General features: G+C 66.2%; 20 protein-coding genes, 1 tRNA gene and 1 pseudogene. 8 read left to right on the top strand and 14 right to left on the bottom strand.

Going from position 1 to position 23033, the window contains the following annotated elements; all coding sequences use genetic code 11:
- Positions 1–37: 37 nt before the first annotated feature.
- From AC3FNH_RS18825 to AC3FNH_RS18765, 13 genes are all read right to left on the bottom strand, one after another.
- A complete protein-coding gene (locus tag AC3FNH_RS18825) occupies positions 38–1006 on the bottom strand; it encodes an ABC transporter substrate-binding protein (RefSeq protein WP_488721157.1) in 969 nt (322 codons plus the stop codon).
- 276 nt (positions 1007–1282) lie between these two features.
- Complete coding sequence (locus AC3FNH_RS18820) at positions 1283–2341, bottom strand: aldo/keto reductase (RefSeq protein WP_488721156.1); 1059 nt, start codon at positions 2339–2341, stop codon at positions 1283–1285.
- A 29-nt stretch (positions 2342–2370) separates the two neighbouring features.
- Positions 2371–3405, bottom strand: a complete 1035-nt coding sequence (locus AC3FNH_RS18815; protein ID WP_276097619.1) for a quinone-dependent dihydroorotate dehydrogenase — start codon at positions 3403–3405, stop codon at positions 2371–2373.
- A gap of 131 nt (positions 3406–3536) precedes the next feature.
- Positions 3537–4337: an arginyltransferase gene (locus AC3FNH_RS18810; protein ID WP_276097618.1), complete on the bottom strand. Its 801-nt coding sequence runs from the start codon at positions 4335–4337 to the stop codon at positions 3537–3539.
- Positions 4338–4373: 36 nt separating this feature from the next.
- Positions 4374–5126, bottom strand: a complete 753-nt coding sequence (aat, locus tag AC3FNH_RS18805; protein WP_276097617.1) for a leucyl/phenylalanyl-tRNA--protein transferase — start codon at positions 5124–5126, stop codon at positions 4374–4376.
- 25 nt (positions 5127–5151) lie between these two features.
- Positions 5152–5736 carry an NUDIX hydrolase gene (locus AC3FNH_RS18800; RefSeq protein ID WP_153956161.1) on the bottom strand — a complete coding sequence of 195 codons (585 nt, stop codon included), beginning with the start codon at positions 5734–5736 and terminating at the stop codon, positions 5152–5154.
- Positions 5737–5881: 145 nt separating this feature from the next.
- Positions 5882–5957: transfer RNA gene (locus AC3FNH_RS18795), tRNA-Met, on the bottom strand.
- Between the two features lie 122 nt (positions 5958–6079).
- Complete coding sequence (locus AC3FNH_RS18790; RefSeq protein WP_276097616.1) at positions 6080–6832, bottom strand: RES family NAD+ phosphorylase; 753 nt, start codon at positions 6830–6832, stop codon at positions 6080–6082.
- Positions 6792–7181: an MbcA/ParS/Xre antitoxin family protein gene (locus AC3FNH_RS18785; protein ID WP_276097615.1), complete on the bottom strand. Its 390-nt coding sequence runs from the start codon at positions 7179–7181 to the stop codon at positions 6792–6794. Before AC3FNH_RS18785 ends, AC3FNH_RS18790 begins: the two co-directional genes overlap by 41 nt.
- A 135-nt stretch (positions 7182–7316) precedes the next feature.
- Entirely contained in the window at positions 7317–8570 is a 1254-nt protein-coding gene (boxA, locus tag AC3FNH_RS18780; protein WP_488721155.1) for a benzoyl-CoA 2,3-epoxidase subunit BoxA, read from the bottom strand.
- 102 nt (positions 8571–8672) lie between these two features.
- On the bottom strand, positions 8673–10097 hold the full coding sequence (gene boxB, locus AC3FNH_RS18775; RefSeq protein WP_488721154.1) for a benzoyl-CoA 2,3-epoxidase subunit BoxB: 1425 nt from the start codon (positions 10095–10097) through the stop codon (positions 8673–8675).
- Positions 10098–10248: 151 nt separating this feature from the next.
- Positions 10249–11934 (bottom strand): 2,3-epoxybenzoyl-CoA dihydrolase, encoded by a 1686-nt coding sequence (boxC, locus tag AC3FNH_RS18770; protein ID WP_488721153.1) that lies wholly within the window; start codon positions 11932–11934, stop codon positions 10249–10251.
- Positions 11935–12043: 109 nt separating this feature from the next.
- The gene (locus AC3FNH_RS18765) at positions 12044–12973 is read right to left on the bottom strand and encodes a helix-turn-helix transcriptional regulator (RefSeq protein WP_488721152.1); all 930 of its coding nucleotides are present in this window, start codon (positions 12971–12973) and stop codon (positions 12044–12046) included.
- A 271-nt stretch (positions 12974–13244) separates the two neighbouring features.
- Between AC3FNH_RS18765 and AC3FNH_RS18760 the strand changes: the two genes are divergently transcribed.
- The 8 genes from AC3FNH_RS18760 to AC3FNH_RS18725 all read left to right on the top strand — a co-directional run bounded on the left by AC3FNH_RS18760 (position 13245) and on the right by AC3FNH_RS18725 (position 22769).
- Complete coding sequence (locus tag AC3FNH_RS18760; protein WP_488721151.1) at positions 13245–14918, top strand: benzoate-CoA ligase family protein; 1674 nt, start codon at positions 13245–13247, stop codon at positions 14916–14918.
- A 13-nt stretch (positions 14919–14931) separates the two neighbouring features.
- Entirely contained in the window at positions 14932–15747 is an 816-nt protein-coding gene (locus AC3FNH_RS18755) for an alpha/beta fold hydrolase (RefSeq protein WP_488721206.1), read from the top strand.
- Between the two features lie 115 nt (positions 15748–15862).
- On the top strand, positions 15863–17050 hold the full coding sequence (locus tag AC3FNH_RS18750; protein ID WP_488721150.1) for an ABC transporter substrate-binding protein: 1188 nt from the start codon (positions 15863–15865) through the stop codon (positions 17048–17050).
- Between the two features lie 72 nt (positions 17051–17122).
- Positions 17123–17989, top strand: coding sequence for a branched-chain amino acid ABC transporter permease (locus AC3FNH_RS18745; RefSeq protein ID WP_488721149.1), 867 nt, complete (start codon positions 17123–17125; stop codon positions 17987–17989).
- A gap of 1 nt (position 17990) precedes the next feature.
- Entirely contained in the window at positions 17991–19070 is a 1080-nt protein-coding gene (locus tag AC3FNH_RS18740) for a branched-chain amino acid ABC transporter permease (RefSeq protein ID WP_276097607.1), read from the top strand.
- A complete protein-coding gene (locus AC3FNH_RS18735; RefSeq protein WP_276097606.1) occupies positions 19067–19834 on the top strand; it encodes an ABC transporter ATP-binding protein in 768 nt (255 codons plus the stop codon). Before AC3FNH_RS18740 ends, AC3FNH_RS18735 begins: the two co-directional genes overlap by 4 nt.
- A complete protein-coding gene (locus AC3FNH_RS18730) occupies positions 19831–20544 on the top strand; it encodes an ABC transporter ATP-binding protein (protein WP_276097605.1) in 714 nt (237 codons plus the stop codon). Before AC3FNH_RS18735 ends, AC3FNH_RS18730 begins: the two co-directional genes overlap by 4 nt.
- 320 nt (positions 20545–20864) lie before the next feature.
- The gene (locus tag AC3FNH_RS18725; RefSeq protein WP_488721148.1) at positions 20865–22769 is read left to right on the top strand and encodes a potassium transporter Kup; all 1905 of its coding nucleotides are present in this window, start codon (positions 20865–20867) and stop codon (positions 22767–22769) included.
- A 137-nt stretch (positions 22770–22906) separates the two neighbouring features.
- Here AC3FNH_RS18725 and AC3FNH_RS18720 read toward each other — a convergent pair.
- Positions 22907–23033, bottom strand: a pseudogene (locus tag AC3FNH_RS18720) (bifunctional UDP-4-keto-pentose/UDP-xylose synthase); the annotation flags it as partial.

Here is a 23033-nt window from a genome sequence, read left to right as displayed (position 1 = left end):
TCCGCCAGGCGCGGACGGCACAGGTCAGACGTTCTGCTTACTTGATGACGGTCTTGGCTTCCTTGACCAGGTCCGGCGACAGCGTCACGCCTTGCTTCTGCGCGGCGCTGGTGTTCACGAACAGTTCAAGGTTGCTGCTGGTTTCCGAGGCGATCACGCCCGGCTTCTCGCCCTTCAGGATGCGCACCACGACCTTGCCGGTCTGGTGGCCCAGGTCCAGGTAATTGATGCCCAGCGCGGCGATGGCGCCACGCTTGACGCTGTCGGTGTCGGCGGCGACCAGCGGAATCTTCGACTCGTTGGCAACCTTGACCAGCGCTTCGTAGGCCGAAACCACGTTGTTGTCGGTGTTGGTGTAGATCACGTCGACCTTGCCGGCCAGGCTCTTGGCGGCGGCGCCGATGTCAACCGTGCGCGGGGCGGCGGCTTCCTTCAGGGTCAGGCCCTGCTTGGCCAGCAGTTCCTTCAGTTCCTTGACCACTACCACCGAGTTGGCTTCGCCCGGGTTGTAGACCATGCCGACGGTCTTGGCATTCGGCACCACGCGCTTGATCAGGGCAACCTGCTTGTCCAGCGGCAGCTTGTCCGACACGCCGGTCACGTTGGTGCCCGACGGCGCCCAGCTCTTGACCAGTTGCGCGGCGACCGGATCGGTCACGCCCGAGTACACCACGGGCACGGTCTTGGTGGCGGCGACCACGGCCTGGGCCGACGGCGTGGCGATGGCAACGATGGCGTTGGGGTTGTCGCCGACGAACTTGCGGGCGATCTGGGCGGCGGTGCCGGTGTTGCCCTGGGCGCTCTGGTATTCCCACTTCAGGCTCTTGTCGGCGTCATAGCCGGCGGCCTTCAGCTCCTCGCGCACGCCATCGCGGATGGCGTCCAGCGCGGGGTGGTCCACGATCGACAGGACCTTGACGGTCTGGGCGTGCACGGCGCCGCCGCACAGCAATGCCAGCGCGACTGCGCCGCCGAGGATGGACTTGGTTGCCTTGAGACCCTTCATTTCGATCTGTTCTCCTCCGAGTGACTCGGTTCTGGATGGTACGGCCGCGCACAAGCATGGTCTCGCTGCCGGGCCGCCACGATGGCGTGGACAGCGCCTGCCCGTGGCTTGCGCGTGGCACTTCCGGCGGCTGGTGGAAGCGCGCGCTTGCGCGGCGGGCAAGACAGCGATAAGCCTGCGAGGATACCACTTCTCGCGCACGAAATGCGAAGTCTCGGAGGGGATGCGGGGCATCCGATGCTGCCGGAGCCCCATTTTTTGCCATCTGGGCGCAGATTATTGCGCGGGATTGCAGATTTCCTTGTGGATTTCCCCGATTGCGGCAATCACGTCTTCATGCAATTGCGTTTGCCGCGCATCGATGTTTTCCCGCAATTGCTCCAGCGACGTGGCGCCGATGATGGTGCTCGCGGCAAACCAGCGCGAATAGCACCAGGCCAGCGCCAGCGCCGCCGGCGACAGTCCGGCCTTGCGCGCAAGCTCGACGTAGCGGGCGGACGCCGCCATCGTCTCCGCGCGCATATAGCGCGGACTCCAGTCGGCGCCGAAACGCGTCAGCCGGCCGACCGCGGCGTGGTTGAACACGGGCTTCGCGGGGTCGCCGCTCAGGTACTTGCCGGTGAGCTGGCCGAACGCGAGTGGGCTGTAGACCAGCAGGCTGACGTCGCTGCGGAAGCAGGCCTCGTCCAGGCCTTGCTCGAAGCTGCGGTTGACCAGGTTGTACGGGTTCTGGATGGTGGCGATGCGCGGCAAGCCGTGCTGCTCCGCCAGCCTGACGAACTCGGCCACGCCCCATGGCGTTTCATTGGAGACGCCGACATGGCGGATCTTGCCCGCCTGAACCAGTTCGGCAAAGGTTTCGAGCTGCGCCTGGATCGAGGTGCAGGGCCGCTCCAGGGACGGATCGAAGCGGGTCTGCCCGAAGATCGGCGCGTTGCGCGCGGGCCAGTGGATCTGGTACAGGTCGATGTAGTCGGTCTGCAGCCGCTGCAGCGACGCGTCCACCGCCGCGCGGATGCCCGCGGGCGTGAAGTCGTCCCCATTGCGGATCCACGGCATCCGGCCAGGCCCGGCGACCTTGGTCGCCAGGACCACGCGGTCGCGCGGCTGGCGTTTTAGCCAGTTGCCGATGATCTGCTCGGTGCGGCTGTAGGTTTCGGCGCGCGGCCTGACCGGGTACATCTCGGCGGTATCGATGAAATTGATCCCGCGCGAGAGCGCATAGTCGAGCTGGCTGTGACCCTCGGCTTCCGTGTTCTGCTCGCCGAAGGTCATGGTGCCCAGGCAGATGCGCGAGACCTGCAGGTCGCTGCGTCCGAGGCGGATGGTTTCCATGTTTCCCTCCTTGCCGTCCTGCATGGATTTCAGGCGCGCAGCGCGGCGGCACAGTCGCGCACCAGCGTCGGGCCGCGGTAGATCAGGCCGCTATAGACCTGCACGAGCTTGGCGCCGGCATCGATCTTGGCGCGCGCGTCGGCGCCGCTGAAGATGCCGCCCACGCCGATGATCGGCACTTCTTCGCCGACCACCTGGCGCAGCGCGCGCACTACGTGCGTCGACTGCTCGAATACGGGCCGCCCGGACAGGCCGCCGGCTTCTTCCGCGTGCGGCAGGCCCTTCACGGCATCGCGCGAGATCGTGGTGTTGGTGGCGATCACGCCGTCGATCTTGTGGCGCACCAGCGCGTCGCCGATATTGCCAATCTGGTCGGCGTCGAGATCCGGCGCAATCTTCAGCGCCACCGGCACGTAGCGCTTGTGCTGGTCGGCCAGTCGTTGCTGCGCGCTCTTGAGCGTCGACAGCAGGCTGTCGAGTTCGCTGGCGCCCTGGAGCTGGCGCAGGTTCTTGGTGTTCGGCGACGAGATGTTGACCGTCACGTAGCTCGCGTGCGGATAGACGCGCTCCAGGCAGTACAGGTAATCATCGGCGGCGCGTTCGATCGGCGTGTCGGCGTTCTTGCCGATGTTCAGGCCCAGCACGCCGCCTTCAGCCTTCCAGCGCGAGGCCCTGACGTTGGCGATGAAGGCATCGACGCCGCCGTTGTTGAAGCCCATGCGGTTGATCAGCGCATCGGCCTGCGGCAGGCGGAACATGCGCGGGCGCGGGTTGCCGGCCTGCGCGCGCGGCGTGACGGTGCCCACTTCGATGAAGCCGAAGCCGAACGCCGCCAGCCCGTCTATATAGGCGCCGTCCTTGTCCAGGCCGGCGGCAAGGCCTACCGGGTTGGGGAAGCGCACGCCCATCACCGTGCGCGGATCGTCGGCGATCCGGTTGCCGATGCAGCCGGCCAGGCCCATGCGCTGCGCGCGCAGGAGATTGTTCAGGGTGAAGTGGTGGGCGTCCTCCGCGTCCATCGAGAACAGGGCGGGGCGGAGCAGGGGGTAGAGCGCGTTGAGCACGGGGAGAGGCGACCGGAGCCGGTGCAGAGTGAAAACCAAGCCGGCATTGTAACGGCAGGGGCGGCAGGGGCGCTTGCCCGCGCGCCGTGCGGCCTGGTGGCCGGCCCGCGCATGCCGGCGGCGGTTGCCCGCTATTTCTGCGCGGGGCCGGCGCCGTCCGCCTGCGCGGCGGGCATCGTGTCGTGTACTTCGTCCTCGAACGCCCGCCATTGGTTGCCGCTTAGTATCTGCAGCGGGCGGAAACGTGCCTTGTAGGCCATCTTCCGGCTTTCCGCGATCCAGTAGCCCAGGTACAGGTGAGGCAGGGCGAGTTCACGCGTCTGGCGGATCTGCCAAAGGATGTTGTAGGTGCCGTAGCTGGCGTTGCGCTCCAGCGGATCGTAGAACGTATAGACCGATGACAGGCCGTCGTCGAGCACGTCGATCATGCTGACCATGCGCAGCTTGCCGGCCTCGGGCGAGCCCGGCGGCTCGCGGAACTCCACCAGGCGCGAGTTCACGCGGCTTTGCAGCAGGAACTGCTCGTACTGGTCGCGGCTGTCCTGGTCCATGCCGCCGCCGGCGTGGCGCATCGACTGGTACAGCAGGTACAGCGCGTAGTGTTCTTCGACATACGTCAGCGGTGCCACCAGCGCCTGCAGGTGCCCGTGGCGGCGCCAGGCGCGGCGTTGCGAGCGGTCCGGCTCGAACTGGTCCACCAGCACGCGGCAAGGCGTGCAAGCGTGGCATTCATCGCAATAGGGCCGGTAAGTGAAGATGCCGCTGCGGCGGAACCCGGCGCGCACCAGCCGCGAGTACACGTCCGCATTGATCAGGTGGGCCGGCGTCGCCACTTGCGAGCGGGCCATGCGGCCATCGAGATAGCTGCAGGCATAGGGTGCCGTTGCATAGAACTGCAAGGCGGAAAGCGGAAGCTCCTTCAGCTTGCTCATGGCTCAGGACCTGGGGCGGATGATGCAGCCAGCTTGTCAGACGGCCGGGGCGGCGGGCGTGGCGGTCCACCGTTCCAGCACCGATTTGTCGAACCGCCACGGCGTGATCGCCGGTTGTGCCGAAGCGGTCCGCACATGCGCCAGGAACTCCGCGCGCGAGATCGGGCGCGCGCCAAGCGAGGCCAGGTGATCGGTTTCCTGCTGGCAGTCTATCATCGGCACGCCGTGGTTGCCGAGGAACGCGCACAGCGCCGCCAGCGCGATCTTGGAGGCATCCGTACGGTGCGCGAACATCGATTCGCCGTAGAACATATGGCCCAGCGCCACGCCATAGAGCCCGCCCACGCGCTCGCCGCGGTACCAGGCCTCGACCGAGTGCGCCATGCCGCTGCCGTGCAGCGCGCTGTAGGCGGCAATGATCTCCCCGGTGATCCAGGTGCCGTCCTGGCCTTCGCGCGGTGTCAGCGCGCAGGCCCGCATCACGGCCAGGAAGTCGTCGTCGACGCGGATTTCCCAGTCGGGGTCGCGCAGCACGCGGCGCAGCGTCTTGCGGAAGGTGGTGGAAATCTTCAGGGCCTGCGGTGCCAGCACCATGCGCGGATCGGTGCTCCACCACAGCACCGGCTGGCCCACCGAGTACCACGGGAAGATGCCCTGGCGGTAAGCCAGCAGCAGCCGCTGGGGCGACAGGTCGCGACTGGCGGCCAGCAGGCCCGGCGCCTCGGTGGCAGGCCCCAGCGCGCGCTCCACCGGCGGAAACGGATCTTGCGGATCCAGCCAGGCAATCATGCTGGGGCTGCCGGGGCAGAAGCGATCAGGGGGTGACCGTCGCCCGGCTGGTCAGCGGGCGCATGGGCTTGTCGATATCCAGGCTGTGCAGCCGGAAGCTGCCGTCCTGCAACCGGCCCGCGGCGCGGTCGGCAAAGAAGCAGCGCAGCGTGTGGATCACCGTGGGGAAAGCGAGCTCGTCCCACGGCACGTCGGCTTCCTCCACCAGCTTTACTTCCAGGCTTTCCTCGCCGGGGGCGACGTCGAGGTCGTCCAGCGTGGCCAGGTAGAAAAGATGCACCTGGTGCACATGCGGAACGTTCAGGATCGAGAACAGCTCTCCGACCTGAACGCGGGCACCGGCTTCCTCCAGCGTTTCGCGCGAGGCGGCCTGCGCCGTGGTCTCGCCGATCTCCATGAACCCGGCCGGCAGCGTCCAGAAACCGTAGCGCGGCTCGATCGCGCGCTTGCACAGCAGGATCTTGTCTTCCCAGACCGGGATCGTGCCGACCACGTTGCGGGGATTGACGTAGTGGATGGTGCCGCAGTTGTCACAAACACTGCGCGGGCGGTTGTCGCCGTCTGGTACGCGCAGCACAACCGCATGGCCACAGTTCGAGCAGAATTTCATGAGGGGCGTCCGGGAGGAATGGGGCAAAGTGTATCACCGCGCGGCGCGCATGCCTGAGACCGCAAGGGCGCAAGGCGGTGCACCGGACCCGGAAAGCAAAAAGCCCGCGATTGCGGGCTTTGCGTTGTTCGACGCGCTGATGCGTTGGTTGCGGGGGCAGGACTTGAACCTGCGACCTTCGGGTTATGAGCCCGACGAGCTGCCAACTGCTCCACCCCGCGTCCGTCGAAGAAAAGATTATAGGGCACTGGATGCCGCATTGCAATACCTGCCTGAAGAAAATATGAATCAGCATGCAATGCCGCCTGCCATAACGGTTGGACGGCAACGTGGCTGGCTAAGTTCAGACGTCCGGCGGACTTTCGCTTGTGCGTTGCCACAGCGATGCCGCGAACTCGAAACTGTCGCGCTGCTGCAGGTCGTCACGCTGCCAGATCACGCGGTCGCGGCGCACGGTCAGCATCCAGGTGGTGGTTGCCAGCGGCTGCGGGTGGGCAAATGCGCGCGGAGACAGTACGGCGCCGCAAGGTCCATGCTGCGGGTCGCGCACCGAGGTGTAGCGGATCAGGCCGATGCCGGCTTCGCGCGCGACGCGGCCAAAGGCCTGGCAGGTCTCGTGGCTGTCGGGATCGGTCCATTGCGCGCTGTCCCGATCGAAGGGCGGCGCGTCCAGCGCCACGCCGTCGGTGCGCACGCTGACCTCGAACAGGGTCTGGGCACGGGCGTCGATGCGGGGCAGGGCGGGGCTATCGTTCAGGAAGCGCCAGCGCCAGTAGCCCAGTTCGGCGCAGGCGGTACGGATTTCCTCTGCGCCATAGAACACGCCCGGGTCCTGGCTGGCGCGAAAGCGCGAGCCCCATGGCGACGGCGGATAACGGAACGGCGTGAACAGGAGATAGTGCAGATGGCGCGCTTCCGCGGGCACGGCGGGCTTGCCGGCGTCGAGCACGGCTTCCAGCACGGCCTGCTCGTCGAGGCTGTCGACCAGGGGCATGGTCGAAACCACGTGCTGGGCTTCCACCGCACGCCAGAGGCTGAGCGCGAACGGCCGGCGCTCAGATGCGACCGCGGGTGGCGTCCAGGTAGTGAACGACACGAACGAGACCTTCGGTGGTGCGGATCATTTCGAGGGGTTTGCCGCCCAGCGCCAGGTTCTCGTTGGTCAGCCATAGCCGGGCCTGGTCGCCGTGCCCGAGGATGGCATCGAGCGAGCGGAACAGCCGTACGAACAGCACGCCGAATTCCCACTCCTTGCGGTGCTTGTCGAGGATGTACAGGCCGGATGCCATGCGTGAAACCGAAGCCGTGCTGATGCCCAGCACGCTGGCCACGATCGCCTGGCTGATGCCCAGGAAGCCGGCCGCGCGCATGACGGCCTTGGTCAGCGTGGCGCCAGGGTCCGGCCCGCTGGCGGGTTCTGTTTCCGGAATTCGCCTCGATTGCATCGCCTCTGCTCCTGTTTCTTCAGAAACATTATAGGCGAGTCATTTCAGAAGGGAAGTGCCAGGTGCGGGAATCCGGCCCGCGGCGCGGTACGAGGCAGCCGGCGGATGCAGAGGCGGCTGCCCGCCACGTCTTGCTCAGTAAGTCTCGATATGCAGACGGCCTTCGCTCCTCATGGTGGCCTCCAGCTCCTGCCAGGACTGGCCGGCCGCGGCACAGGCGTCGCCAAAGGCCGACAGCACGCCTTCTTCCATCCCCTTCAGGCCACAGATGTAGACATGGCCGTGCGGGTCGGCCAGCAGGGCCGCCACGCCGGCGGACGCCTCGCGGATCGCGTCCTGTACATAGCGGCGTGGCACCCCGGCATCGCGCGAGAAGGCGAAGTGGATGTCCAGGAAGTCCCTGGGCAGCTTCAGCAGCGGGCCGAAATAGGGCAGCTCGCGCGCGTTGCGGGCCCCGAAGAACAGCATGCGGCGTCCGCCGAAGTGCTCCATGTTGCGCCGCATGCGCTCGGTCATGGCCCGCATCGGCGCCGAACCGGTGCCGGTGCACACCATCATGATGCTGGCCTCGCGGTGGTTGGGCATCAGGAACGTGGTGCCGAACGGCCCCACCACCTGCACGGTGTCGCCCTTGGCCAGGTCGCACAGGAAGTTGGAGGCCACGCCGCGCACCGGATTGCCGTCGTGGTCTTCCTCGACGCGCTTCACCGTCAGCGCCAGGTTGTTGTAACCCGGGCGTTCGCCGTCGCGCGGGCTGGCAATCGAATACATGCGGATGTAGTGCGGCTTGCCGGCGGCGTCGGTGCCGGGCGGCAAGATGCCGATGGCCTGTCCTTCCAGCACGGGGAAGAAGTGCGTGCCGAAGTCCAGCACGATGTGGTGGATGTCGCTGGAGGCGTCCTCCGCGGTCAGCCGGTAGTTGCCAGCCACCGTAGCTGTCACCGGCGCGCGCACGCCGTGCAGGTTCACGTAAGGGTGGGCCGCCGACCAAGGCGCACGCGACGAGGTGTGGCGGCTTGTTTCCACGGCCTGTACCGTCACGCCGCCTTCATCGGCCGCGGCCGCAGTGTCGGCGCGCACGGCTTCATCAGTGCCCGCGGCGTCGAGGTCGGCCGCTGGCAGCGGTACCTCGGCCGGCAACTCGTCCCACAGCAGCTGTTCCTCGATCGGGTAGGCCTGGCCCCTGAGCATGGTGCGCCAGTTGTCGATGGCGCCGGTAGGGCACGGCGACAGGCAGGCGTTGCAGGCATTGCAGACGTCGGCCTTCACCACATAGTTGCGCTCGTCATGGGTGATGGCATCGATCGGGCACGTGTCCTCGCAGGTATTGCAGCGGATGCAGATTTCCGGATCGATCAGGTGCTGCTTGATGATTTCGGGGGCGCCCATGGTATGTCTCCATGTGGGGCGGGGCCGTATGCGGCCCCGGGGCTGACAGTCCTGTCTGTCTTGTGATGTCTTGCGATGTCTTGAGATCGGGGGGGCGGCCGCTTAGTTGAACCGCACGTACTCGAAATCCATCGGCTGGCGGTTGATGCCGACGGCCGGCGGGGCGATCCAGTTGGCGTATTTGCCCGGTTCGGCCACGCGGCCCATCAGTGAGGCGACATAGGCGCGGTCTGCTTCCGTCGCCAGCCACTTCGGTGCGTTGGCCTGCCACTGCGCTTCGGACAGCACCTCTCCGGTCGGCGATACATGCACGTTGGACAGCGTGCCGATCTTGCGGTTGAAGGCCTTGTGCGGGACCGTCAGCTTGAACGGGATGCCGTGCTTTTCGATCACCTTGTTCCAGCGCGCCACGCCGCCGATCGAATCGCGGATGTAGTCGTCGCGCAGCACTTCGTTGAGTGCGTTGAGCATCGGCACCTCGCGCTCGCCGAGCTGGCCGTCGCGCACTTCGAGCACGCGGTAGACGTCGCTCTTGAGCACGTGGTCGTCGGTGCGCTTGCCTTCCTCGAAGCGGCCCTTGAGCCCGGCGCTGTAGAACGTGGCCGCATTGGACGACTGGTCCGCGCCGAACAGGTCGATGGTGACGCTGTAGTGGAAGTTCAGGTAGCGCTGGATGGTCTCCAGGTCGATCACGCCGGCGGCGCGCACCTCGGCCGGGTCGCGGATGTCGCGCTCGCGCATGACCTCGCAGGTACGCTGGATCACGCGCGACACACCCGATTCGCCCACGAACATATGGTGCGCTTCCTCGGTCAGCATGAAGCGCGTGGTGCGCGCGAGCGGATCGAAGCCCGATTCGGCCAGCGCGCACAACTGGAACTTGCCGTCGCGGTCGGTGAAGTAGGTGAACATGAAGAACGACAGCCAGTCGGGCGTGCGCTCGTTGAACGCGCCGAGGATGCGCGGGTTGTCCTGGTCGCCGGAGCGGCGGTCCAGCAGGGCCTCGGCTTCCTCGCGCCCGTCGCGCCCGAAGTAGCGGTGCAGCAGGTACACCATGGCCCACAGGTGGCGGCCTTCCTCGACGTTGACCTGAAACAGGTTGCGCAGGTCGTACAGCGACGGGCAGGTCAGTCCCAGGTGCCGTTGCTGCTCGACCGAGGCGGGTTCGGTATCGCCCTGCGTGACGATGATGCGGCGCAGGTTGGCGCGGTGCTCGCCGGGCACGTCCTGCCACGCGGCTTCGCCCTTGTGCTCGCCGAAATGGATCTGGCGCGCCGGGTCGGCCGGCTGCAGGAAGATGCCCCAGCGGTAGTCGGGCATCTTCACGTAGTCGAAATGCGCCCAGCCCGACGGGTCGACCGACACCGCCGTGCGCAGGTACACGTCAAAGTCGTGCGAGCCCTCCGGCCCCATGTCGCGCCACCAGTCCAGGAACGCCGGCTGCCAGTGCTCCAGTGCACGCTGCAGCGCGCGGTCGTCCGCCAGGTTGACGTTGTTGGGGATCTTCTGGCTGTAGTAGATGCTCACGGGGTGTCTCCTGTATTTGGGGTGCGTGTCGGGATTCTCGTGAGACTGGTTCAGGGCGAAGCGAAGCGGTTCTGGCTAGGCGCGGGGCCGCAGACAGTACAAGTAGTACGGCAAGGCCGCGCAACGACGTCAGAATCGTCCTGAACCAGTCTCACACGCGGTTCCAGTCGAAGCGGGCTTTGTTGCCGGTACCGAACACCTTGAGCGCGCCGTTTTCGCCCACCGCGTTGGGGCGGTTGAAGATCCAGTTCTGCCATGCCGTCAGGCGCCCGAAGATGCGGGTTTCCATGGTCTCGCCAGGGCCGAAGCGCAGATTGGCTTCGAGGCCCGTGAGCGCATCGGGCGACAGGCTGGCGCGCTCTTCGACCGCGATGCGGATCTCGTCCTCCCAGTCCATGTCGTCGGGGGCGGCAGTGATCAGTCCCAGCGAATCCGCGCTGAGCGCGTCGAGCGGCGCGCCGATGTGCTCGCGCGCGGCGGTGATGGCGGCTTCGTCCTGATAGAAGCGCGCGGCCAGCCGCGACAAGCCGTTGGGCATCGGGTAGCGGCCGAAGTTGGCATCGCTGAGGAACACACGCGGCGCGTCATCCGGTGCATCGGGCAAGTGCAGCATGTAGCTGCGATCAGCCGCCAGTGCCAGTTCCAGCAGCGTGCCGGCGAAGCAGGAATCCTGCTCGATCAGCGCGAACAAGCTGCGCGAAGACACGTCCAGCCGCGCCAGCGTACGACGCAGCATGCCGATGATTTCGCGCACGAACCAGTGGCTGGCGTGCGCCTCCATCAGTGCATCGGCGGCCAGCACGGCGGCGGGATCGCCATCGGTCTTCATGACCCACATGCCGATATCGAGATGGTTGGTCCGTAGTGTCAGGATGGCGTCGTCGAGCTCGCGCGCCATCTTGAGCGGCCACCACTGCATGCCCGCGGACACGATGCCCGCCAGGTCCGTCGGCTGGTGACGATCCGGCCCGAATACCGTGATGGTGGCCTTGCGCGCGGCGCGGTCGAAGTGGACCCGCACGGTGTCGTAGCGATAGCCGTCTTCCTCGGCAGTGCGCGACAGCGGCGTGAGTTCGACGCCATGATGGCCTTGCGGGCGATCGCTGGTGGCCGCCAGCGCGGCGGCGCGCTCGGCGACATATTCGGCAAAGCGTGCGGGTTTGACCACGTCATCCACGAGCTTCCAGTCCTTGGCGCGCTGGCCGCGCACGCCTTCGGTGGTGGTGCAGAAGATGTCGGCATGGTCGCGGCGCACGTGGCGCTTGTCGGTCACCCGTGTCAGGCCGCCGGTGCCCGGCAGCACCCCCAGAAGCGGCACTTCCGGCAGGCTGACGGCGGAGGAGCGGTCGTCGACCAGCACGATCTCGTCGCAAGCCAGCGCCAGCTCATAGCCGCCGCCCGCCGTGGTGCCGTTGCACGCGGCAATAAACTTCAGCCCCGAGTGGCGGCTGGCGTCTTCGATGCCGTTGCGTGTCTCGTTGGTGAACTTGCAGAAATTCACCTTCCACGCATGCGACGACTGGCCCAGCATGAAGATATTGGCGCCCGAGCAAAAGATGCGGTCGCGTGCGCTGGTCATCACCACCGTGCGGACTTCCGGGTGCTCGAAGCGGATGCGTTGCAGGGCGTCGTGCAGTTCGATGTCGACGCCCAGGTCGTAGGAATTCAGCTTCAGCGTGTAGCCCGGCCGCAGTCCGCCTTCCTCATCGACGTCCATCGCCAGCGTGGCGACCGGGCCGTCAAACGTGAGTTTCCAGTGGCGGTATTGATCAGGGTGGCGCTCAAACGTGACGGGTTGGTCGGAAGCTTGGCTGGGGGCGGTGGCCGGCGCGGACATGGCTGTCTCCTTGATGCACTATAGTGCCTTGCGGCTTTTAATGAAATATAGTGCATGGTACCGAGCGACGCAATACCTTTCTGCGCCGCCGCGGGCAAGAGGGGCCGACTCAGGCGGTGACGTTGGGAAGCTGGGCGCGCAGGGCCTGCAACGAGGTGTGGGCGTCCTGTCCGCTGGTGTCCAGCGCGATGTCAGCGCGGGCGTAGAGCGGCGCGCGTGCCTGCAGGATGCGGCGCAGGTCCGTCATGGCCTCGCGGTTGCCCTGCATGGGACGCATGTCGCCCTGTGCCACCACGCGGGCCATGTGCTCTTCCGGCGAGGTCTTGACCCACACGGTATAGCAGCGCGACAGCAGCAGGTTGAAGGTGGCTGGCTCGGAAACGAGGCTGCCCGGGGTGGCAAGCACCATGCTGTCGTGCTCGCGCAGTGCGCGTTCGAGCGCGCGCATCTCGTAGCGGCGGTACGCGGCCTGGCCATATAGCGAATGGATCTCCGAGAGGCTGGCGCCGGCTTCCTGCTCGATCACATTATTGAGTTCGACGAACGGCATGTCTTCCGCCGCCGCCAGGGCGCGGCCGAGCGTGGATTTTCCCGCGCCGCGCAAGCCGATCAGGGCAATGCGGCGGTGGCGCGCATCCCGCGATTCGGCAGGGGCGAGCGCATGGCGACAGGCTTCGCGCACGCGTGCCAGGTCGCCCGTGGGCAACTGTGCCAGCCATTGCACGAGCTGCGCAAATTCGGTGGCCTGCTGGCCGTTGAGCCCGTCGACTTCGGCCAACACGACCGGCAGTGGCACATCGAGCGCCCGCGCGACCTGCCGCAGCAGCAGCACCGACGCATTGCCCGTGCCGGTTTCCAGGTTGGCCAGATACCGTTCCGAGACATCCGCGCCGCGCGCCAGGTCCTTGCGCGACATGCCGCGCGCGGCGCGCAGCGAGCGGATGCGCTCGCCCAATTGCGTGAGATAAGGATCGCGTTCGCCACTGGCGCCGCTGGTGCGGGCATCGGGCGAGGGCAGCGGTTCGGGTTCTCGGCGCATGGCGTGCTGGTGTATCAGGCGGTCTTGGCTGGCCCTTGTGCGGTATCCGGCCGTAAAAAGAGGCGAATTATAAGGGAGTCCTTTGGGGTGGAAGGGCTTGTGGTGTCATATAGTGCATCTACTAACTTGCATGATAGTTGATATGAAATAAAATGCATCAACAAGCCGATGCGATCGCCTCAGCGCAGCGGCAATCCAAGAGCGACCGGCCTGACGCCGCCGCGCCTCCGGTGCCTTGCGCCGGCGGCGGGCGACACCAAGGAGTGGAGACATGACGCCCCCCAATACCGCTGCCGGTTCGCCGGCGGGTGTATCGCTTTCGCCCGGAACTGCCGAATCCGACATCACTGCGTTGCCTGCCCGGTACAACGCTGCCGCCGACCTGCTCGGCCGCAACCTGGCCGCCGGCCGGGGCAACAAGATTGCCTATGTCGACGATGCCGGCACGCTGACCTTCTCCGAACTCGACGCGCGCTGCCGCCGATTTGCCGCCGCGCTGCATGACGCCGGCTTCCGGCGCGAAGAGCGCTTGCTGCTGTGCGCGCTCGATACGATCGATTTTCCAACGGTCTTTCTCGGTTGCCTGCTCGCCGGCGTGGTGCCGGTTGCGGTGAACACGCTGCTGACGGCGGATGACTACGCCTACATGCTCGACCACTGCGGTGCGCGCGCGGTGGTGGTGTCGGAGGCATTGCTGCCCACCATGAAGACCGCGATCGCGAAGAGCGGCCTGTCTCCGATGCTGATCCAGGCGGGCCCGTATCAGGACGCGGCGCCCAGCTGCAGCGTGGAGGCGGTCGTGGCGCGTACGCGTTCGACCGCGCCGGATGCGGGCACGGGGCCGGACGACATGGCGTTCTGGCTCTATTCGTCAGGCTCGACCGGCCGGCCCAAGGGCACCGTGCATACGCACGGCAACCTGTTCCACACGGCCGACCTGTACGCGCGCCGCGTGCTGGGCCTGCGCGAAGACGATGTCGTGTTCTCGGCGGCCAAGCTCTTCTTTGCCTACGGACTTGGCAATGCGCTGACCTTCCCGCTGTCGGTCGGCGCCACCACGGTATTGATGGCGGAACGGCCGACGCCGGGCGCCGTATTCCAGCGGCTGCGCGAGCATCGGCCCACTGTGTTCTGCGGCGTGCCCACGCTGTTTGCCGGCATGCTGGCCGCGCCGGACCTGCCGCCACGCAGCGACGTGGCCATGCGCGTCTGTACCTCGGCCGGCGAGGCGCTGCCGCGGGATATCGGCGAACGGTACCTGGCGCATTTTGGCTGCGACATCCTCGACGGCATCGGCTCCACCGAAATGCTCCATATCTTCCTGTCGAACCGCCCAGGGGACGTCCACTACGGTACCACCGGCAAGCCGGTGCCCGGCTATGAACTCAAGCTGCTGGACGAGCTTGGCGAGCCCTCCAGGCCCGGCGAGATCGGCGACCTGTACATCAAGGGGCCGTCCGCGGCACTGATGTACTGGTGCAACCGCGACAAGAGCCGCGACACCTTCGTTGGCGCGTGGACGCGCAGCGGCGACAAGTACCTGCAGGACGCCGACGGCTACTACATCTACGCCGGGCGCAGCGACGACATGCTCAAGGTCGGCGGCATCTATGTCTCGCCATTCGAGGTCGAGGCCGCGCTTGCCCAGCACCCGGCAGTGCTGGAGGCGGCGGTGATCGGGGTGGCCGATGCCGACGACCTGGTCAAGCCGAAGGCCTTCGTCGTGATGCGGCCGGGGCAGCATTGGCATACTGGCATGGCGGCCGAACTGCAGGCTTTCGTCAAGTCGAGGCTGGCGCCGTACAAGTACCCGCGTCAGATCGAGTGCGTAGAGGACTTGCCCAAGACGGCCACTGGCAAGATCCAGCGCTTCCGCCTGCGCCAGCGCGAGGAAGCCGCGCGGCAGGCCGGCGCGGGCGCCGCAACCGTTTCCGCCAATGCCTGACGACAAGGCGAGCATGCAGAGCGAGTGGGTGGATATTCCGTTCGACGGCCGACGCATCCGGATCGAGCATCAGTGGCTGCGCCCCGAACGCACGCAGCGCCCGCTGGTGGTGTTCCTGCATGAAGGGCTCGGCTCGGTCGGCATGTGGCGCGACTTTCCGCTGAGCTTCTGCGAGGCCGGCGATTTTCGCGGACTGGTGTTCTCGCGCTATGGCTACGGGCGCTCCACGCCGCGGCCACACGACGAAAAGTGGGGCGTCGACTTCATGCACCGGCAGGCGCGCGAAGCCTTGCCGGCGCTGTTCGATGCGCTGGACATCGGTCCCGGGCGCAGTCATGGCAGGCCTTGGCTGTTCGGCCATAGCGACGGCGGCTCGATTGCGTTGATCCACGCCGGCAGCTTTCCCGATGCCGTCGATGGCGTCACCGTGCTGGCGCCGCATATCCTCGTCGAAGACGTGTCCGTGCGCAGCATAGAAGCCACGCGCCAGGCCTATCTTGAGACCGACCTGCGCAGCCGCCTGGCGCGCTACCACGACGACGTGGATTCGGCTTTCTGGGGCTGGAACGACATCTGGCTCGATCCCGCGTTTCGCCAGTGGGACTTGCATGCGCTGCTGCCGCAATTGCGCTGCCCGGTGCAGGCGGTGCAGGGCGAGGACGATGTGTACGGCACCATGGCCCAGATCGAGGGTATCCATCGATATGCCCCACAAACCGCCTTGCTTAAACTCGCGCGGTGCGGTCATTCGCCACATCGCGACCGGCCGGCGCCGTTGACGCAGGAGGCGGTACGGTTTATAAACGCACATACTTCATACCTAAAATAATTCGTTGCCCGCCCCCGCGTTCGCATCCCGGCATGCGTCCGGCTATGCATCCGAACCTGGGGGAAGGGATCGATCACGGTTCCACGAACCGCCGGCTTGACCACCAGGAGACATCATGCACCGCTTCACATCGCGCAGGCTCGCGCCTGCCTGCCTTGCCGTCGCTGCAATGCTTGCCGCCACCGGGGCCGTCCATGCGCAAAGCGCGCAGGGCGGGAAGATCAAGGTAGGGTTCATGCTGCCTTACACGGGTACGTATGCGTCACTGGGTACGGCCATCGAGAACGGCTTCCGCATGTACGTGCAGCAGCAGGGCGGCAAGCTCGGCGGCCGCGACATCGAGTACTTCAAGGTCGATGACGAATCCGATCCCGCCAAGGCGCCCGAGAACGCCACCAAGCTGATCAAGCGCGACCAGGTCGACGTGGTCGTGGGCACCGTGCATTCGGGCGTGCAGATGGGCATCGTCAAGGTGGCCAAGGAAAACAACACGCTGCTGATCATCCCGAACGCCGGCGTCGATGAAGCGACCGGTCCGCTGTGCGGCCCCAATATCTTCCGCTCGTCGTTCTCCAACTGGCAGCCCGGCTACGCCATGGGCCATGTGCTGGCCGAGCGCGGCATGAAGAAGGTGGTCACCCTGACCTGGAAGTACGCGGCCGGCGAGCAATCGGTCAAGGGCTTCAAGGAAGCCTTCGAAGGCAAGGGCGGCAAGGTGGTGAAGGAACTGAGCCTGCCGTTCCCCAACGTGGAGTTCCAGGCGCTGATCACCGAAGTGGCGGCGCTCAAGCCGGACGCCGTGTTCGTGTTCTTCGCGGGCGGCGGCGCCGTCAAGTTCGTCAAGGACTGGGCCGCGGCCGGGCTCAAGGACAAGATTCCGCTTTACGGCTCGGGCTTCCTGACCGACGGCACGCTCGAAGCGCAGGGCAACGCCGCGCAGGGCCTGGAGACCACGCTGCACTATGCCGACGGCCTGAGCAACGCGCGCGACAAGAGCTTCCGCCTCGACTACGCCAAGACGTACAAGCTGCAGCCGGACGTGTACGCCGTGCAGGGCTACGACGCCGCGCAGCTGCTCGCCGCCGGTGCCAATGCGGTAAAGGGCGACATGTCGCGCAAGGCCGATGTCTACAAGGCCATGGAAGCGGCCAGGGTGGACAGCCCGCGCGGTGCCTTCACACTGTCCAAGGCGCACAACCCGGTGCAGGACTTCTACCTGCGCAAGGTGGACGGCCGCGAGAACAAGGTGAGCACCGTGGCGGTGAAGTCGCTGGCCGATCCGGCGCGCGGCTGCCGTCTCTGATTCCGACCTTTCGACCGGCATGATGCGCCGGTGCCGCGGCCTGCCGCGCGCCGGGCATCTTCCCCACGCAGCATGGACATCGTCTCTTTCCTGATCCAGTGCCTGAACAGCGTGCAGTACGGGCTGCTGCTGTTCCTGGTGGCAAGCGGCCTGACGCTGATCTTCGGCATCATGGGCGTCATCAACCTGGCACATGGCAGCTTCTACATGCTCGGGGCCTATCTGGCGTTCACGCTGGCCAGCCTCACGGGCAACCTGCTGATTGCCGTGCCGCTCGGCATCGTGCTGGCCGTGGCGTTCGGCTACGTGCTGGAGTGGGTGTTCTTCAGCTTCCTCTACGAGCGCGACCACCTGCAGCAGGTGCTGATGACCTACGGCCTGATCCTCGTGTTCGAGGAATTGCGCAGCATCCTGGTCGGCGACGATGTGCACGGCGTGCCCGTGCCCGCGTTGCTGGACGGCGCGCTGCCGATCGGCAACGACATGACGTACCCGGTCTACCGCCTGTTCATCTCGGCGGTGTGCCTGCTGGTGGCGGCGGCAATGTACTTCGTGATCCGGCGCACGCGCCTGGGCATGATGATCCGCGCGGGCGCCACCAACCGTGAAATGGTGCAGTCGCTCGGCATCAACGTGACGGTGCTGTACCGCGTGGTGTTCGCGCTGGGCGTGGCGCTGGCGGTGCTGGCGGGGATGATTGCCGCGCCGGTGTCGTCGGTGTACCCGGGCATGGGCGCGCAGGTGCTGATCGTCTGCTTCGTGGTGGTGGTGATCGGCGGCATCGGCTCGGTGAAGGGCGCGCTGGTCGCCTCGCTGCTGCTGGGCTTCGTCGATACCTTTGGCAAAGTGTTCTGGCAGGATGCGTCGGGCGTGCTGATCTACCTCCTGATGGCGGTGATCCTGTTGTGGAAGCCGCAAGGCCTGTTCAAGGCGGGTTGATATGGATACCAAGCTTTCCCCGGCGGCTTCGCACGGCAGCGCGCGCGTCGCCTTTGCGTGGCTGGTGGCATTCGCGGTGCTGGCCAGCCTGCCGCTGGTGCTGACCGCAGACAGCCACAAGTTTTATATCGAGCTGCTGAGCAAGGTCATGATCATGGCCATCTTCGCGCTCTCGCTGCAGTTGCTGATCGGCTATACCGGCCTGGTGAGCCTGGGCCATGCCGCCTACTTCGCGGCGGCGGCTTATGCCACGGCCATGCTGGCGCCGGAGTCCGGTCCCGGCAACGGCTGGCTGCTGCTGGCCGGGGCCCTGGGCGCCGCGGCAGTGTTGGCGATGCTGGTCGGCATGCTGGTGCTGCGCACGCGCGGGGTCTACTTCATCATGGTGACGCTGGCGTTCGCGCAGATGGTGTATTTCGTCTTCCACGACACCAAGATCGCTGGCGGCAGCGACGGCACGTACATCTACTTCCGCCCGGAATTCCCGGTGCCCGGCCTGCGGCAAGTGACCGTCAACGACCCCAGTCATTTCTACTGGATGGTCTGGGCCGCCATGGGCGTGACCGTAGCAGTGCTGGCGCTGCTGCTGCGTTCGCGCTTCGGGCACGCGCTGGTGGGCATCCGCCATAACGAGCAGCGCATGCGCGCAGCGGGCTATGCCACGTACCGCTACCAGCTCGGTGCGTTCGTCGCCGGCGGCATGCTGGCGGGGCTGGCGGGCTTCCTGTATGCGGTCCAGTTCGGCTTCGTCAACCCGGAAATCGCCTCGTGGCACCAGTCGGGCAATGCCATGCTGATGGTCATCCTGGGCGGCGTGGGCAGCCTGGCCGGCGCGGTGCTGGGCGCCTTTTCCTTTGTGCTGGTGGCCGAGTGGTTCAGCACGATGACCAAGCACTGGCAGTTGCTGATGGGCGGCTTCATCATCGTCGCGGTGGCCCTGCTGCCGCGCGGGCTGGTGAGCCTGCCGGCGGTGCTGCGCCCGAAGGCGCGAGCCCCGGGCGTGCGCAACGGCGATGACGACGACGCAGCGCAGGAGGCGGGCGGTGAACGCCGCCACCACCGCAACACGGAGGCCGCATGAGCACACCGGTATTGCAGGCCACCGGCCTGACGCGCCGTTTTGGCGGCCTGACCGCCGTGGCGGGAGTGGATCTGTCGCTGGCGCTGCACGAGATCCACGCAGTGATCGGCACCAACGGCGCCGGCAAATCCACGCTGATCAATATGCTGTCCGGCGAACTGCCGCCTTCGGCAGGCCAGCTTCACCTGCAGGGGCGGGATGTGACCGGGTGGTCCCAGCCGCGGCTGGCCCGGCATGGCATTGGCCGCAGCTACCAGCGCAATAACATCTTCCTGCCGCTCACCGTGCGCGAGAACTGCCGGCTGGCGGCGCAGTCGCGTGCCCAGCGCGCCTGGCGGCTCTGGGAGGGCGCCGGCGGCTGCCGCATGAGCGGCGCGCTTGCCGACGAGGCCATGGAGCGTGCGGGGCTTGCCGCGCATGCGGGGCGGCTCGCCAGCGAACTCGCGCACGGCCAGAAGCGCCAGCTCGAAGTGGCCATGTGCCTGGCCACGCAGCCCGTGGCCCTCCTCCTGGACGAGCCGCTAGCGGGCATGGGCGCCGAAGAGTCGTCGCGCATGCTGGCGCTGTTGCGCGGCCTGCGCGAAGGCCATGCGATCCTGCTGGTAGAGCACGATATGGATGCCGTGTTTGCCGTGGCCGACCGCATCACGGTGATGGTCAACGGCGCGGTCATTGCCAGCGGCACGCCCGATGCCATTCGCGCCAACCGGGAAGTCCAGCTCGCCTACCTGGGCGAGGGCGAAGACCACGAGGTGCCGGCATGACGGCAGCGATGATCGAAGCCAGCGGCATCAACGCCTGGTACGGCTCCAGCCATATCCTGCGCGACGTGGACTTCCGCGTCGGCACGGGCGAGACCGTGGGCCTGCTCGGGCGCAATGGCATGGGCAAGAGCACGCTGCTGCGAACGCTGCTGGGCCACGTGCGCCAGCGCACCGGCAGCATCCGCGTGGCCGGGCGCGATGTTTCGCGCGCGCAGCCCCACGAGGTGGCGCGCCTTGGGGTGGCCTACGTGCCCGAAGGGCGCGGCATCTTCCCGAACCTGTCGGTGCGCGAGAACCTGGTCATGGCGGCACGCAAGGGCTGCAATGGCCGCCATGACTGGGACGAGGCGCGCGTGCTCGACCTGTTTCCGCGGCTCAAGGAGCGCCTGGACCATGGAGGACAACAACTGTCCGGCGGCGAGCAGCAGATGCTGTCGATCGGCCGCGCGTTGATGACCAACCCCGACTGCCTGGTGCTTGACGAAGCCACGGAAGGGCTCGCGCCGCGCATCGTGCGCGAGATCTGGGAGGTCATTGCCACCGTGCGGGCGACGGGCATCGCCTCCGTGGTGGTGGATCGCAACTTCCGGTCCGTGCTCGCCCACGCGGACCGCGTGGTCGTGCTGGAGAAGGGGCGTGTCGTCCTGACCGGCCCCGCCGCAGACCTCGCCGGCAAGCATGAGGCTCTCGATCGCTACCTCGGCGTATAAGACCATCTCACACGAAAAGTGATGTAAATATCTCATTTTGTGGCAACATGGCAACGTCGTTCCAGCGCTGGCAGGTCCGGTGCTATTTGCTGCAGGACTTGACCATCCACCACTTCCCACCCATGCTTGATGCGTTCCGCCAGCGGTATCGGGGGCATCGTCAGTGGCCGGCGCGCCGCAGTTCATCTAGAATTGCGGCCGTTTGTGCAACGCAATAGAACAACTGAAGAGGGAGGCGGCCGATTCACGGCTGCTGTGTCGGGCCGGATTCCGGGTAGAGCGCTCTACCGCCCGCGATCCGGTCGTCGAGACCAGAATTCATGACCACCCAATCCGCAACCACCAGCCACTACTTTGTCGAGAGCCCGAGCACGCGCGCTCTTGTGATCGGCGCAATCGGCGTCGTATTCGGCGATATCGGGACCAGCCCGCTGTACGCGCTCAAGGAGTGCTTCAGCCAGGAACATGGCATTCCCTTCAGCCCGGACGCGGTGCTCGGCATCATTTCGATGCTGTTCTGGGCCATGATCATCGTGGTGTCGCTCAAATATGTCCTGTTCGTGATGCGGGCGGACAACAATGGCGAGGGCGGCGTGCTGGCCCTGATGGCGCTGGCACTGCGCACCGCGGCGCCACGCTCGCGCATGGCCAAGCTGCTGATGATGCTGGGCATCTTCGGCGCCTGCATGTTCTACGGCGACGCGGTCATCACGCCGGCCATCTCGGTGTTGTCCGCGGTGGAGGGGCTGGAGATTGCCGCCCCGGGTCTTTCCCACTTTGTCATTCCCATCACGCTGGTCATCCTGGCCGCGCTGTTCTTCATTCAGCGCAGCGGCACGCATGCCGTCGGCAAGCTGTTCGGGCCGATCATGGTCGCCTGGTTCATTGCCCTGGGCGCGCTGGGCCTGCTGCACCTGCTGCAGGCGCCGGGCATCCTGATGGCCATCAGCCCGCACCATGGCATCAAGTTCCTGATGGAGCATTCGCTGCAGGCCTTTGTCGTGCTGGGCTCGGTGTTCCTGGTGCTGACCGGTGCCGAGGCGCTGTACGCGGACATGGGGCATTTTGGCGCGCGCCCGATCCGCTATGGGTGGTTCGTGCTGGTGATGCCGTGCCTGATGCTGAACTACTTTGGCCAGGGGGCGATGCTGCTGAACCATCCGGAAGCCGTGGCCAATCCGTTCTACCTGATGGTGCCCAGTGCGCTGCAACTGCCCATGGTGCTGCTGGCGACCTGCGCCACGGTGATTGCCTCGCAGGCGGTCATTTCTGGCGCGTTCTCGCTGACCAGCCAGGCCATCCAGCTGGGCTTCGTGCCGCGCATGCGGATCCGCTACACGTCGGAGGCGGAAATCGGCCAGATCTACCTGCCGGTCATCAACTGGATCCTGCTGGTGCTCGTGGTGGCGGTCGTGGTGGCCTTCAAGAAATCGGATAACCTGGCCGCTGCTTATGGCATTGCGGTCACCACGACCATGGTGATCACCACCTTCCTGGCCGCCGTGGTGATGCGCAATGTCTGGAAGTGGAACCCGGTGCTGGTGACCCTGATCGGCCTGTCGTTCCTGATGGTGGACCTGGCGTTCTTCGCGGCCAACCTGCTGAAGATCGCGGAAGGCGGCTGGTTCCCGCTGCTGATGGGCGGTACCGCGTTCTTCCTGCTGATGACCTGGTACAGCGGCCGCAAGCTGTTGCGCGCACGCAGCCTTGAAGATGGCATTCCGCTTGAGCCCTTCATTGCCGGCCTGCTGGCGCACCCGCCGCACCGGGTGGAAGGCACGGCCGTGTTCCTGACCGGCAATACCGACTCGGTGCCGGTGTCGCTGCTGCACAACCTGAAGCACAACCGCGTGCTGCATGAACGTGTAGTCTTTCTCAGTTTCGTCACGCGCGACATTCCTTATGTCGATGACGAACACCGCCTGAGCTGCAAGGACCTGGGCGGTGGCGTGTATATCCTGAAGTCCGACTACGGCTTCAAGGAAACCCCGGACGTGCACAAGGTGCTGGAACTCGCGCAGCGCAAGCTCGGCATGCAGTTCGAGCTGATGGAGACGTCCTTCTTCATCGCGCGCGAATCGGTTATCCCGTCCAAGCTGCCGGGCATGTCGATGTGGCGCGAGAGCTTGTTCGCTTGGATGCACCAGAACGGCGCCAAGCCGTCAGACTTCTTCCAGATTCCCGCCAACCGCGTGGTCGAACTCGGCACCAAGGTCGAGATTTGATCCTTGCCGCGGTAGTAGGACAAAGCCCCCGCAGGCGCAGGCCGGGCGGGGGCTTTGTTTTGTTCTTGGGCGGATTGAGGGAGGGTTGAGGTTGGGGGTGCTTGGCGGGCGCCGACACGGCGGCCCGCGCGTATGCCTTAGTCGCCGCTGACCAGGGTGCGGGCGTCGACCACGTGGTCGCGGTAGGCCTCGAATATCCGTCGCAGCGCCTGCTCCATCGTCACCTCGGGCTTCCAGCCCAGTTCCTGCATGGTGTTGTCGATC

The organism is Cupriavidus sp. 22TCCZM01-5, assembly GCF_057798915.1.
This window is presented reverse-complemented; position numbering and strand designations above follow the sequence as displayed.